At 59.2% G+C, this 13049-nt stretch carries 14 protein-coding genes; 7 read left to right on the top strand and 7 right to left on the bottom strand.

What is annotated here, in order from left to right:
• Positions 1-460: 460 nt before the first annotated feature.
• From AC0V6U_RS11625 to AC0V6U_RS11650, 6 genes are all read right to left on the bottom strand, one after another.
• On the bottom strand, positions 461-1459 hold the full coding sequence (locus AC0V6U_RS11625) for a HupE/UreJ family protein (protein ID WP_472643325.1): 999 nt from the start codon (positions 1457-1459) through the stop codon (positions 461-463).
• Positions 1456-1884 (bottom strand): peptidylprolyl isomerase, encoded by a 429-nt coding sequence (locus AC0V6U_RS11630; RefSeq protein WP_472643326.1) that lies wholly within the window; start codon positions 1882-1884, stop codon positions 1456-1458. Before AC0V6U_RS11630 ends, AC0V6U_RS11625 begins: the two co-directional genes overlap by 4 nt.
• Positions 1844-2290, bottom strand: a complete 447-nt coding sequence (locus AC0V6U_RS11635; RefSeq protein ID WP_472643327.1) for a hypothetical protein — start codon at positions 2288-2290, stop codon at positions 1844-1846. The genes AC0V6U_RS11630 and AC0V6U_RS11635 overlap by 41 nt, the downstream gene beginning before the upstream one ends.
• Positions 2287-4236, bottom strand: coding sequence for a DUF3604 domain-containing protein (locus AC0V6U_RS11640; protein WP_486169470.1), 1950 nt, complete (start codon positions 4234-4236; stop codon positions 2287-2289). Before AC0V6U_RS11640 ends, AC0V6U_RS11635 begins: the two co-directional genes overlap by 4 nt.
• A gap of 78 nt (positions 4237-4314) precedes the next feature.
• Positions 4315-4764, bottom strand: coding sequence for a MaoC family dehydratase (locus AC0V6U_RS11645; protein ID WP_472643329.1), 450 nt, complete (start codon positions 4762-4764; stop codon positions 4315-4317).
• A gap of 4 nt (positions 4765-4768) precedes the next feature.
• The gene (locus tag AC0V6U_RS11650; protein ID WP_472643330.1) at positions 4769-5851 is read right to left on the bottom strand and encodes a CaiB/BaiF CoA transferase family protein; all 1083 of its coding nucleotides are present in this window, start codon (positions 5849-5851) and stop codon (positions 4769-4771) included.
• Positions 5852-6106: 255 nt separating this feature from the next.
• On the opposite strand from AC0V6U_RS11650, the gene AC0V6U_RS11655 reads away from it, so the two are divergent.
• Both AC0V6U_RS11655 and AC0V6U_RS11660 read left to right on the top strand, forming a co-directional pair.
• The gene (locus AC0V6U_RS11655; protein ID WP_472645758.1) at positions 6107-6442 is read left to right on the top strand and encodes a glucuronosyltransferase; all 336 of its coding nucleotides are present in this window, start codon (positions 6107-6109) and stop codon (positions 6440-6442) included.
• A complete protein-coding gene (locus tag AC0V6U_RS11660; RefSeq protein ID WP_472643331.1) occupies positions 6439-6921 on the top strand; it encodes a glycosyltransferase in 483 nt (160 codons plus the stop codon). Before AC0V6U_RS11655 ends, AC0V6U_RS11660 begins: the two co-directional genes overlap by 4 nt.
• Here AC0V6U_RS11660 and AC0V6U_RS11665 read toward each other — a convergent pair.
• A complete protein-coding gene (locus AC0V6U_RS11665) occupies positions 6918-7490 on the bottom strand; it encodes a hypothetical protein (RefSeq protein ID WP_472643332.1) in 573 nt (190 codons plus the stop codon). The two genes, AC0V6U_RS11660 and AC0V6U_RS11665, sit on opposite strands and share 4 nt — an antisense overlap.
• A gap of 290 nt (positions 7491-7780) precedes the next feature.
• On the opposite strand from AC0V6U_RS11665, the gene AC0V6U_RS11670 reads away from it, so the two are divergent.
• The 5 genes from AC0V6U_RS11670 to AC0V6U_RS11690 are packed head-to-tail and all read left to right on the top strand — an operon-like array spanning position 7781 to position 13048.
• Positions 7781-8458, top strand: a complete 678-nt coding sequence (locus AC0V6U_RS11670) for a polysaccharide biosynthesis/export family protein (protein ID WP_472643333.1) — start codon at positions 7781-7783, stop codon at positions 8456-8458.
• Positions 8459-8465: 7 nt separating this feature from the next.
• The gene (locus AC0V6U_RS11675; protein ID WP_472643334.1) at positions 8466-10664 is read left to right on the top strand and encodes a GumC family protein; all 2199 of its coding nucleotides are present in this window, start codon (positions 8466-8468) and stop codon (positions 10662-10664) included.
• 16 nt (positions 10665-10680) lie between these two features.
• Positions 10681-11550: a glycosyltransferase family 2 protein gene (locus tag AC0V6U_RS11680; RefSeq protein ID WP_472643335.1), complete on the top strand. Its 870-nt coding sequence runs from the start codon at positions 10681-10683 to the stop codon at positions 11548-11550.
• Between the two features lie 14 nt (positions 11551-11564).
• Positions 11565-12539, top strand: a complete 975-nt coding sequence (locus AC0V6U_RS11685) for a glycosyltransferase family 2 protein (protein WP_472643336.1) — start codon at positions 11565-11567, stop codon at positions 12537-12539.
• A complete protein-coding gene (locus tag AC0V6U_RS11690; RefSeq protein WP_472643337.1) occupies positions 12536-13048 on the top strand; it encodes a glycosyltransferase in 513 nt (170 codons plus the stop codon). The genes AC0V6U_RS11685 and AC0V6U_RS11690 overlap by 4 nt, the downstream gene beginning before the upstream one ends.
• The last annotated feature ends 1 nt before the right edge of the window (position 13049 follow it).

Genomic DNA, 13049 nt, shown 5'->3' on the forward strand with positions numbered 1-13049 from the left:
AGCGGACGCTCGAGTAAAGTTGGTAAGCCTCAGCACCAAACATACCACGTCACCCTGAACTTGGTTCAGGGTCCATCCCCCGCGCGGCCAACAAGGCTTGGAGCTAAGGATGGATGCTGAACTGAATTCAGCATGACGCGTGTTTCATCGTTTGCGTCACTCCAGCGCGAGCTGGGGTCTAGGACCATGCAGTGCAGCGCTTGCCCGCTTGAGAGCCCAGTCCTTGGGCGGGCTAAAGAGAGTGCCTTTCGCTGGGATGACGATGCGCGGGAGTATGAGGGCGCGCGGATTTTCCTACTTGGCGCGCGCTCGCTAGGACTGCGGCATGCTTTTGCCCCGTGCTCTCCAACCCATCATTAATCGAGTAAATCGATCAACAACCCCGTCTGTGATCGATTGGTTTTTTGGCCATGACTGTGTTCCAGCCGTTCCAAGCGTGCCTCACATACGATGGACGGAGCTAAGTCAGAAGCCGCTCAAACAGCCAGAAGCTAGCGATGGTGCCGATCGCATAGGTGATGAGCTTCAGCGCAATCGGCCATGCCTGAGGCGCCCAGCGCAGGACCAGCCAGCGCAGGCACAGAACGGCGGCGATGACCAGCAATTGCCCCGCCTCCACGCCGATGTTGAAGGCCAGCAGTGCGGCGGGCACCTCGCCAGTTGGCAGGCCAATCTCCGACAGCGCACCGGCAAAGCCAAACCCATGCAGCAGGCCGAAACCCAGCGCCACCAGCCACGGCGCGCGCTGTGTCCAGCTCATCGTCCGATCCGGCTGACCGAGTGCGTGCAGCTCCACCGCCAGAAACAGGATGGACAGCGCGATCAGCGCCTCAACGGGGCGCTGCGGCAATCCGGCATAGCCCAATGTGGTCGCGACCAGAGTGACCGAGTGCGCTATCGTGAAGGCCGTGGCGGCTTTGACGACCGACCAGCCCCCGCGCACCAGCAGCACCAGCGCGATGACGAACAGCAGATGGTCCCAGCCGAGCAGGATGTGCTCAACCCCGATGGCAAAGTAGCTGAGGGCGACACTCCAAGTGGTGGGCGCGGCGGCTATGAGAACGCTTGGCATGTCGGACGTCAGCCGAGAGGTCTGCGACGCTTGCCCAATCGGAACCACCCGCAGCAGCGCATCCGAACCGCTAGGCAGCGCGGCAAAGCCGATCCGCTGCTCCGCAAGCGTCCCCTCACACCGCAACCGGCCGTGCCCAAGCTGTGCGAGCGGGGCGGCGCGCAGAACGGGCCCCTCGATGAAGGCGCAACTCTCCGGGATCACCAGCGCAGGAACGGGACCGGCGGCTTGATCGGCGGAGGCGATGGGCAGCTTCCAATCGAGCAGCCACTCGCCTGGCTCTTGCTCGGACAGCTCAACAATGGCGGGGCGGATCTCATCGGCGGACGCAGGCACTGCAAGCAGCACCGCGCAGCACGTCAGCAGCCATCCCAGCCATGACCTCACTCAGCAATCTCGACCGTGTAGGCGCTGCGCAGCAGGTCATAGGCTGCTTCCTTGCGGGAGGCGATCGTCTCGCTGCGCCAATCGTTCAGGACTTGGCCGCGGACATTCGCAAAGTCGGGCGCAGCAACGCTGGTCTTGGCTCGCAATCGGACCAAATGCCAACCGAAGCCAGAGCGCAACGGCCCTTGCCAGCGATCTCCGGGATCAAGCTGAGCGAGCTCCGCCAAGAACAGCTCGCCAAAGCGGGTATCGACTTCGCGGGCGGGCATGCCGTCCGAGGATGCGGGCAGGCTGATGGTCTCGCCGATGGCGCTCCAATCACCGCCCGAGGTGAGGGCAGCAATGGAAGACGTGGCCGCGCTTTCGCTCTCGAAATAGAGCTGATCAAAGCTGTAGCTCACCGCGCCGGCGATAGCGCTCCGCATTGGCCTCATACCAAGCGCGCAAGGTCTCATCAGACGGCGTCGCGACTTCGGCCCGCGCGCTGGCGGCAAGGTCCATCTTGCTCGCCAGCCTGCGCCTAACGACGGCATCGCCCTGATCAAAGCCAAGACGCAGCGCTTCGCGGTAGAGCACTTCGTCGCGGACAAAGCGCTCGATTTGCTGGTCAAGCTCCGCATCCGTCGGTGCCCGGCCCAAGGTACGCTCGAACCTCAGGGACAGATCGGCTTGAACCGCACGGTCAATGTCAATCGTGCGGCTAGCAGGGTCGACCTCTTCGCCGCGCCACGCAAACAGGGCAAAGATGAGCGCGCCCGCGGCCAGGAAATGGACCAGCGGTTCGCGCGTCCAATTGGGCCAGGCTCTGGCCGCCTCGCTCGGCTCGCTCACCCTTCCTCCATGATCGCAGTGGCCGTCGCCACCACCGCAGGCCGCAGCCATATCGGTGAGGTGTACGCACGCTCCTGGGCCACAGCGTCGGCCATCGCTGCGTCCGACAGAGTGATCCCAAAACGCACCGCATCAAACAGCGTCCAGCGCGGTGTTGGTATCTCGATGACGCGGACATAGTAGAATGCACGCTGGCCCTCAGAGTAGTCTGGATCAGTCCAGACGGTGCGCAGTTCGGCTGCACCGATGCCATTGGTGTAGGTTGCCGTCTCGCGGTCAACGGTATCGCCGACAGAGGGGACTTTGCCGCCTGAGAGCGCGCGCCTCTCCATGCCGCTCCAAACGGCGTCATAGACCTGCTCCTGGGCCTCGCCGGAGGCATCGATCCACCCCTTCACCACCTGAACGCGGTCGAGGTTTGCGCCGTCAGGGTCCTTGAGTGCGGAGATCATGAAGCTTGGCGCGCTTCCCTTGTCGGCCAATTCGCCGCCCATTGGCACGCCGCGCGTGTAGCCTGCCCTCACCCAGTCGCCGTCCCAATCCGCATCAGTGAAGTCGAACCCTCCGAAGATACGCACAGACATGCGCGGGCCAGTGGTGGCGTAAACCTCTCGCCGGGCGAACGCGTCGAAAATCTCCGCCCTGGTGTTGCCGCGCGCCCAGGCCGCTGCATAGCCGCCCGCAAGATAGTGCCAGCCGAACCGTCCTTCGCGTGTGCCGAGGTTTTGCGCGGCAGCCGCACGGTCCTCGACGCTGGGCTCATTGCCGGTGTGCTTGCCGAAGAAATTGTCCTCATCGCCCGTCGCAAGCGAAGTGTGGCTATCGGTCGAGCCGATCATGCCAAAGGCATAGGGGTTCACACCGAGTTGCTCTTCGAGAGAAAGGCCCCGCTTGAGCGCTTCTCGCACATAATTGCCGCCCAGCATCTCAGGCTCTGTCCTGGCGGTGAGCGGCAAATTGCCAAGCTCCCAACCCTTTACGCCGTAACCGGCCATTTCATCATTGGGCGAAAGCAGCGGGTGAGTTTCGCTATCGCCTTTGATTTGCGTGACCTCAACCACCGGCTCCGCCGCTGCGCGCTTGGCGGCATATTCTGCCGTCATTGCGCTGCCATCGGGCATGGTCATCTCAAACATCATCCCATTGGAAAGGTTCGAGTTGTGCGGAATGGCGAGCGCTTTGCCGCCCGTCTTCTCCGCATAGGCGCTCATGTAATCCCACAATTGTTCCGCTGTATTGCTGAGCCCTGGGAATGGCAGGATTTGACTGGTCCGGTCGCTGCCATCGCGAAACATCACCACCCGGTGCAAATTGTTGCCATCAGGCATCAGCGTCCATTCAAACCCGGCCAGCGCCGTGAAGCTGCCGGGCTTATTATAGCGGTCAAGAATCTCCAGCTGAGTGTTCCAAATATCGGTGGTGTTTTCTATTTGCCGCTCTGGATCGCTCATCGCCTCGGGCAAAGTGCCATTGGCCGCCGCCGTAATCAGCTCACCAATTGCGCGCTGCGATTGCTCCGGGCTTTCATGCATCATGTCGTACCAGCGCAGCATGGTCTCATCGCCCATCGCCTGCACGCCGATACGCGGGGCATCGTAGAGCCGCCGGGTCGCACCTAAGCCATCAGAGTGATCGGCAATGACCAGAAAATCCAGTGGACGCGCGAGCTTGGCAGGCACACCAGTGGTCGCCGTCACCTCTTCGCCGCTGGCAAAGCGCAGCGCGTCTTCTGGGCCGAGGCGAACGCCGAAACCAAAGGCATCGACCGAATTGTCTGTGTGGAGGTGAGTGTCACCCCAATAGGGCCGGTCGGGAAACTCGGCGAGCTCGATGGTGCCTTCGCCATCCCCGCTTTGCGCCTCATCAACGCCGCTGAGCGCGTCGCATCCAGCCAGCGAAATACTCGCAATGCCGGCCAAAGCGGCCGCTTTCCATGTCATCTGCATGGCGTCCCTCCCATTCCTCTTTTTATGGCCAAGAATGTGGGCCGAGGACACGCACTTCGTCAAGCCAAAGGGGAATGGTCAGCCCGACTTTTGCAACAAGGCAGACCGCTCACAGCGGCACACGACCTCATCGCGCTGGTTCGTCAATTCATGGATGAAGGTCACGACGCCAGCCTCGGGGCGCGACTTGCTGGGGCGCAGTTCTTTGACTTCGCTTGCCGCGCGCAAGGTATCGCCGATGAACACTGGCTTGGGCGTGACGACCTTATCAAAGCCCAAGTTTGCCACGAGCGTGCCCAAGGTTGTGTCGCCCACTGAGAGCCCGACCAAGAGCGAAAACGTGAAGGTCGAATTGACCAGAATCTGCCCAAAACCGCTTTCCTTTGCGGCCTCAATATCAAGGTGAAGCGGCTGGGGATTGTGCGTCATGGTCGAAAACAACAGGTTGTCTGTCTCGGTCACCGTGCGGCGGATATCGTGCTCGATCCGCTCACCCACTTGCCACTCGTCAAAGTACTTTCCAGCCATTGCTTCAGCCTTCCTTCTTCCAACTTGCGGCAACATCTGCCCCGTCCATCGCGCTGTCACGGATGACGCCCGGCGTGCGGCTAAACCTAGGAGCAGGCGCAGTGTGCCACTCGCCACCATGCTCAACATAGGCCCTGCGCGCCTTCAAATGCGGGTGCTCGCGGGCTTGCTCGACCGGAAGGACCGGAGCAAAGCAAGCATCGCTACCCTCTAGCAAATCACACCATTCGGCCTGCGTCTTGGTCTTGAACATCGCCGCCAATTGCTCGGCATAATCATCCCAATTGCCCGGGTTCATCTGGCCTTCGGAAAGCTCGCTCGGCGCATTCGATTTTGCGAGGAACTCGGCATAAAACTGCGGCTCAATCGCGCCCACAGACACTTCCAAGCCGTCAGCGCATTCAAAGCAGCGATAGAAATGCGCCGCTCCGCCCAGCATGCCCTTGCCCTTCTCGGTCGAGAGGAATGGCCGCGATCCAGCACCAAAGAAAAAGCTCATCAGGCTGGTGGCGCCATCGACGATCGCTGCATCGACAACTTGCCCTTTGCCTGACCGCTCTCGTTCATACAGAGCGGCAAGGATCCCGAATGCGCAGTACATCGACCCGCCGCCAAAATCACCGACGAGGTTCTGCGGCGGTATCGCCAGCTCTCCGGTCCTGCCAACCGCGGCAAGCGCGCCGGTGATCGCGATATAATTGATGTCATGCCCAGCCGCCTTTGCGAGCGGGCCGTCCTGGCCCCACCCGGTCATCCGGGCATAGATCAAGCGCTCATTCGCGCTCAGCACTTCTCGTGGACCCATCCCCAAGCGCTCCATGACACCGGGGCGAAACCCTTCGATCAAGACGTCTGCATTGGCCAAAGTCTCAAGGCAAAAGGCGCGGCCCTCATCGCTCTTCACGTCCACGGCAACGCGATTGCGTGCACGCTCGACCACTGGGTTGCTGATCTGAGTGCCATGGCGCTCGATCCGAACAACTTCAGCGCCCAGATCCGCGAGCAGCATTGCAACGTGCGGCCCTGGGCCAATGCCCGTAAACTCGACCACTTTGAGGCCAGTTAGCGGCCCATTCGATTGCGTCATGCAATTCGTCTCCCTCTGGCCGGGGACATTGGCCTGCCCGGCTTCGGCTGGCAAGATATCGAGTCGGAGATTGATTGACTTTGTGAGCACAAGTCACACAATTGTTTGGTCAGCGATTTTTGCCAGATGAGGGGCCAGTTACGATATGAAAAAGGTCCTAGCAGTCGCATCGGGGGAGGGCATTGGGAGCAGCTAATGATGCTGCGATCGTCACTTGATCCGCACGGCGTCTGCTATGCCACGACCCACAAAGACATGGCCGCCGCGCATGGAATTGGGGACGCTGCGGAACTGCCTGATTGCAATCAGCGCACGCCCCTTCGAGCGCTCCTTTGCCTGATTGCGGCAATCCGCCTTGTGCTGAAAGAGAGACCGAGCGCTGTGATCTCCACCGGTGCCGCACCCGGGTTTTTCTGCATCCTCATCGGAAGATTGATAGGCGCCAAAACGCTATGGATTGATAGCGTCGCCAATGCTGAGCAGCTCTCAATGTGCGGGAAGCTGTCGAAACACGTGGCTCATGAATGCCTTACGCAGTGGAGCCATTTAGCGAGCGACACTAAGCCCCGTTTTCGTGGAGCAGTCCTGTGATTTTGGTGACCGTGGGGATGCAGCTGGGGTTTGACCGGCTGATACGCGCGATGGACGACATTGCGCCAACGCTGGATATGCCCGTCATCGCTCAGACGGGACGAGGCGACTATCGTCCAGCCAGTATGGAAACGCACGAAAGCTTGGATGCTGGGGAATTTGAAGCGCTCGTAGCGGAATCTAAGCTGATCGTTTCGCACGCTGGGATTGGCACAGTCTTGACCGCGCAAAGGCTGCGAAAACCGGTCATCTTACTTCCCCGAAGAGCGGAGTTAGGCGAGCATCGCAATGATCATCAGTTGGCGACAGCCAAGCAGCTGAGCAGTCGTCCCGGTATACTTGTCGTCTGGGAGGCAGGTGATCTCGGTGCTGCGATCAGGGAGAGCTTGGCCAACCCAGACCTGCCGGACGGCGAACCTACGGCCTCCACAGAGCTTCTAAACGCAGTCTCAAGCTTCATTGAGCGAGGCCAGATTTAGCGGCAGCCACTCTGCTTCCCCGCTACAATCACCGCAAACCGCACCGCGCATCCAGCAACGAGCAATGACGCGCCAATATCCAAAATCCAGTTCAATCTTATCGGACCGCTGTAGAGCATAGCATCCACTGAATGCAGCGATATGGTTCGCAGCCCAACCAACAGCAGCATCGCAAATGCGGCCAGCTGCGCAGTCATTAGCATCCTATTTGCGTCGCTATTGTCCGTACCGGGCGTGGCGCGCAGTCCTTGTCGGACAATCAAGCCAAGGGCGCAGACTGCGATTGTAAAGAGCGCAATCACGGCGGGAAGTTGCCAAACACTGCGAGCCTCATAAGCACCCTGAGATCGCAGCAGATCGCGCATCACATCGCGCAGCGTGTCCTCAAGACCCAACAGTCGCGACGCGATAAGCAGGCAAAAGAACAATGCCATCAGGGACCAAGCCCGCCCATGCGGCACGCTCACACCCTGCTGAACTGAAACCCTCCACGCCGCGCCGCACATCATGGCCACGAACAGATAGAGACCTGCGCCAAGCCAATCGAGGAGCGATACATCCTGAAGCACAGCCCCCCACCCTTTCTCAGCGAAGTGAAATCAAATCCGCAACAAGCCATAATTTACGTCCGCCAGCCGGTCCAGCAGCCAGATCGCGTGCAATATCAATCCTCCAGCAATCGATGAATGGGCTCTACTCACCGTGTAGCGCGAGGTCACTTCAAACGAATCCGCGTAACTTGTTGCACCTGAGGATTTGCCGCACTAGTCTCTAATACTTAAGGTTCGAACGAAGAGCCTTGGGGATCATTATTGTGAGAATTCAGATTATTGATCAAGCACTTCGCAGTGCTTTAATCTTGGGTGTCACAGCCGTCCTAGGGGCTTGCGCCTCTCTGCCCCCGGCCAATATTGGCGCGAGCGTCACCGCGCCTAACGAAGCGTTGGGACAGGCCGACTACACTTTCGAAAAACCTGGCACATATCGGCTGCGCGCTTCTGATGTGATCTCCGTCAGCGTCTTTCGTGAGCCTGATCTTTCGCTCGAGGATGTGCGCGTCGGGGTCGATGGGATCGTCTCGCTCCCGATGCTGGGACGCCACGAAGTTGGCGGCAAAACAACCGGTGAGATCGAAAGCGAACTCACCCAAAGATTGGACACACTGGGCCTCAAGAACCCTCGCGTAAGCGTCAATATCTCCGATTATGCGTCCCATCTGGTGACTGTTGAGGGAGCCGTGCAAGAAGCTGGCGTGTACCCGTTTCAGCCGGGCGCTCGGCTCTCATCCGCGATCGCAATGGCGAAAGGGGTGACCCGCGTAGCTGAGCTCAAACAAGTGGCGGTCTTCCGCACCCGTCCCGATGGTATTTACGCGGCGCGCTTCGACTATGGCGAGGTCAGCCGTGGGACAATGCTCGACCCAGTACTAGAGCCCGGTGACAGGGTTGTGGTTGGCACCTCGACATTGTCCCAGTTCTGGCAAGACACCCTGCGCGCACTGCCAGCATTCGGCGTCTTCGCGAGCCTAGACAATTGAGCCGGTCATGAACGAAACGTCCGCAGTCCCAAGTCAGGCGCCCGAGCCAGTCAATGCGTGGTACGACCGCTATCTCCCGTCGCCTGAGGCGAGCACGCAGGAGCGGCGACCGCTGTTCGATGTGACCGCCTTGCGCGGCCTATTGTTCAGACAGCGCTGGACGATTGGCGGCACAGTTCTGCTTGCTCTGGTTGCCGGGCTCATACTTACCATGCTGCAACAGCCGGTCTACCAGGCCGACACGACCTTGCGTGTGGAACCGCGCGGGCTGTATGTAGTCGAAGGCCAGGATGTCGCTCCGCAAATTTACAACAATGAAATCTCCAGCTACATGGCGACGCAAGTTGGCGTGATCGAAAGCTACAATCTTGCGCTGGTTGTCGCGCAAAATCTCAACCTGGCTGAGCGCCCCGGATTTATCGGCGAAGAAGCAGACAGTGGCCGCCCGAATGGTCGCAGTGACGAGCAATGGCTTGAAGACAAAACCGCCATTGCCGCGTCGATGCTGAAGGGCGGGCTGACCGCAGACATCCCTTATGACAGCCGGATCGCAACGATCAGCTATCAATCGGAAGACCCGGCCTTAGCGGCGGAAATCGCCAACGCCTATGCCGAGGCTTATGTCTCATCCGACGCGCGCCGGAACGTCGACAGCAACGAATATGCGCGCACTTATTTGCAAGAGCAGATCGCCGATGTGCGGGCCCAGCTCCAAGATGCCGAAAAGGCAGCGAACGCCTATGCCCGCAGCAATGGCATCGTCACGCAAAAGCCAGCAAGCGAAGACGGCGAAGCGGCTACCACAACAACCGCCGCCAATCTGACCAGCATCAATGAAACCGCCAGCGCCGCGCGGGCAAAACGCATAGCGGCGCAGCAAAGGTGGAGAGCTATTTCCTCCATGCCCGCGGCACAATTGCCGGAAGTGCAGAACAATGTGGTGGTCCAAAACCTGCAGAACACGCGGGCACGGCTAATCGGTGAGCGCACCAATCTGCAGCAGCGCTACAATGACCAATATCCTTCAATTGTCGAAATCAACGCTCAAATCTCAGAAGTTGAGCGGCAAATCGAAAACGCCAGCGCCGATATCAAAGCGAGCATTCGCAGCGACTTTGTAATTGCCCGCGAGCAGGAACGCGCGCTTACGCGTGAGCTCCGCTCCGTCACGCAAGCGACACTCAACGAGCAAGATCGCCAGGTGCAGTTCAGTGTTCTTGAACGAGAGGCCGGCGCGCTTCGCAGCCAGCTTGCAGAGCTCTTGGAGCGGTTCAACTCGATCAGCACAGCGGCCAATGTGCAAAGCGGCTCCATCACACGGCTCGACCCCGCGCTGGTGCCCTCATCGCCGATATCGCCCAACCTTATGCGCAACCTGCTGATCGCCCTCGTCAGCGGCCTCGCTCTGGCTGGCGGATTGGCGGTGATACGCGAGACCTTCGATGATCGCCTGCGCTCGCTCGACGACGTTGAAACCAAAGTTGGATTGCCGCTGTTTGGACACACGCCCTTTGTCGATGAGGCCAAGATCCATGAAGAGGGGTCAGAGCAGCATGGCGCATTGATGGAGGCCTATGCCTCGATCCAGTCGACATTGGATTATGCGATGTCGCGCGACAAAAACGTGCTGCAATTCACAAGCGCCCAGCCGGGTGAGGGTAAATCGACCAGCGCGCTGATCCTGGCGGAGATGTTTGCTCGGCTGGGCCGCAAGACGCTGCTTATTGACGGCGATCTGCGTAAGCCGTCGATCGCGAAATTGCTTGGCAGCAAACCCCCAGAAGCTGGCTTGGTGGAGGTGTTGCTCGGGCACTCCGATTTCGAAACAGCAGTGGTCAACGGGCCTCATGAGAACTTGGACGTACTGGCCGTCGGCGCGCTTCCGCCCAATCCGGTCGAAACCCTGTCGTCAGATTATCTGGCCAATTTTCTAGCTAAGCAGCGGCAAGACTATTCGATCATCCTGATCGATTCCTCGCCGGTCATGGGGATCGCAGATGCCCCGCTGCTCGCCAAACATGTCGATGGAACAGTCTTCATTCTTGAGGCCAACAAAGTGCAATTCGGCCAAGCCAAAGCGGCGGTTAAGCGGTTGCAGGGTGTTGGCGCCAATGTCTTGGGCGTAGTCCTGACGAAATATCGCGCACTGACCGCTGGCCAGAGCTATGATTACCAATACCGCTATTACCAATATGAGGACAAATAGGCGGGACCATAGGCCGATGGACACGGCAAGCTTTACGGTCATCATTCCTGCTCATGATGAGGCCGCAGTGATCAAACGCTGCCTCGCCTGCCTATATGAAGATGCGCCAGCCGAAGCCGAGTTTGAAGTGATCGTGGTGGCCAATGGATGCAACGATCAAACCGCCCAGATAGCGCGCGATTTTGCTCCTCAAGTCAAAGTCATCGAAATCACCGAGGCGTCCAAAACCGGGGCCATGAACGCAGGACGATCCGCCGCCTCATACTTCCCTCAAGTGTTCTTGGATGCCGATGTGAGGTGCAGCATTGGAACGCTGCAGTCCCTGGCGGATGCATTAGGGACTGGTGAGGTTTTCGCTGCAGTGCCCAAGGCGCGGTTTGATACATCGAGATCGAGCCCGTCCGTGCGGGCCTATTACAAGGTTTGGCAGCAGCAGCGCTTTGCGTCGTCCGCGCTGGGTGGTTCAGGATGCTTTGCTATCTCTCAAGAGGGCTTGGAGCGGATAGGCCCCTTCCCTGCGATTATCGCAGATGATTTGTGGGCTTTGTCTCGATTCGCTGATCATGAAAGAGCTCTGGTGACGCAGGATAGCGCTGGTGAGTCAGTTTATGGCACCATAGCCCTGCCTCACACTGCGATCGAACAGGTCCGCGTCGAAGCCCGGCGCCGGATCGGCAGTGAGCAGGTTCGCAGCCATTTCCCGAGTCCTTATTTGCCGAAGACAGGCACAGGTGTTCTCAAATCAGCTTTCTCCGGAGGGACTACGCCCTTAGCGGCCATGACCTTTGCGGGAATAAAATTGGCCTCGAAGCTGCTCGCCGAGTGGCGTAAGCTGCGCGGGCGGCAAGCGATCTGGGTCCGCGATCATAGCTCGCGCAATCTGTGAAAGTGGATCGGCCCGTGGATTCTTCAGCAATCGACATTTCAATTCTGGTCGTGGCCTTCAATTCGCGCGGCTGCATTGATGCGTGCTTGGACGCAATTGAGAGGTCTGTCGGGCGTGCCCGCGTTGAAGTCCTGCTCGTCGACAATGGCAGTGATGGAACTGAACAACACGTCTTGGAAGCTTTCCCGGATGTCACCACCATAACCAGCGAAGGCAATGTCGGATTTGCGCGCGCGAATAACCGGCTGGCAGAGCACGCGAAGGGCCAATATCTGCTGCTGCTCAATCCAGACGCTTTTCTTCAGGAGGGCGCGCTCGATGCGCTGCTGGATGGCGCCTCCCGCTACCCAGAAGCGGGTGCATGGGGCGGCATCACGCTCGATAGCGATGGGTTGCCCGACTTTGGCAATTCCATTCAAATGCCGTCCTTAAGCGGGTTTCTATCGAGCGTATTGGGCCTCTCTGGGGCGCTTCACGACCCCTCCTCGAGTATTGAGAACGACCGACCAGCAGACGTTCTATCCGGCGGGTTCTTCATGATCCGGCGCGATCTTTGGGAGGAGATGAGCGGCTTGGACGAGCGGTTCTTCCTGTATTGCGAAGAAGTCGATCTATGTTTGCGGCTGCGTCAATCCGGATACGGCTTGAGGCAAATTGCCGCAGCAAAAGCGCACCATCAAATCGCTCATGGAAATTTTCAGTCGCCCCTCCGCCGCCTCTATCAAGCCGCTGGGACCATGGAATTTCTAAAGAAACACTGGCCTTTGCCTAAGCGGATCATCGCCGCTGTATTGATCTGGAAGGCTGCGCTTTTACGGGTAATTCTCGGCGCGCTCTTAGGTTGGCACAGCGACCGGCTTGCCGCCGCTGGACGGGGATATCGCCACGTTGCACTGCGGCCCGGCCTATGGCTGCGCGGCTATCATCCAAAGTCAGGCCTAAAGGCTAGGCTTGATGGTGGCGCATTGGCCAATCGAACGAAGCCGTGAGCCTACAACACTTTCTTCTCACGCGTTTCAATATCGCTAGCACCGGGCGGGAAGCTGCTATCCGTGGCCGCAGCGGATGGCTCGACCGGCGCATGGAGCTGTTCGAGGAGATATGCCTGCCCAGTGTGGCCGCGCAAACTGAACGTAACTTCCAATGGCTCATATATTTCGATGCTCGGACCGAAGAGGCTTATCGCGAACGGATTGAGAGCTGGCGCGCGATTGTGCCGTTCGAGGCAATTTTTGTTGATGATTTCGTATCACGCCGGGCGGCCGACGATATCAGAAAGCGCCTAAACGCAAGCACCGAAAAACTGCTGACCACACGGCTCGACAATGATGATGCAATCGCCCGTTTTTTCGTTGCCAAACTGCATGAAGCAGCGGAGCAAGTGCCCGTTAGGACCGCGATCAATTTCCCAGCTCGGCTACAGCCTGAAGGCACGCAAACTCTACCAAGCAAGCGACCAAACCAGCCCTTTTGTATCGCTGCTAGAGGGGGCAGATGAC

The organism is Erythrobacter sp. W36, from assembly GCF_057364935.1.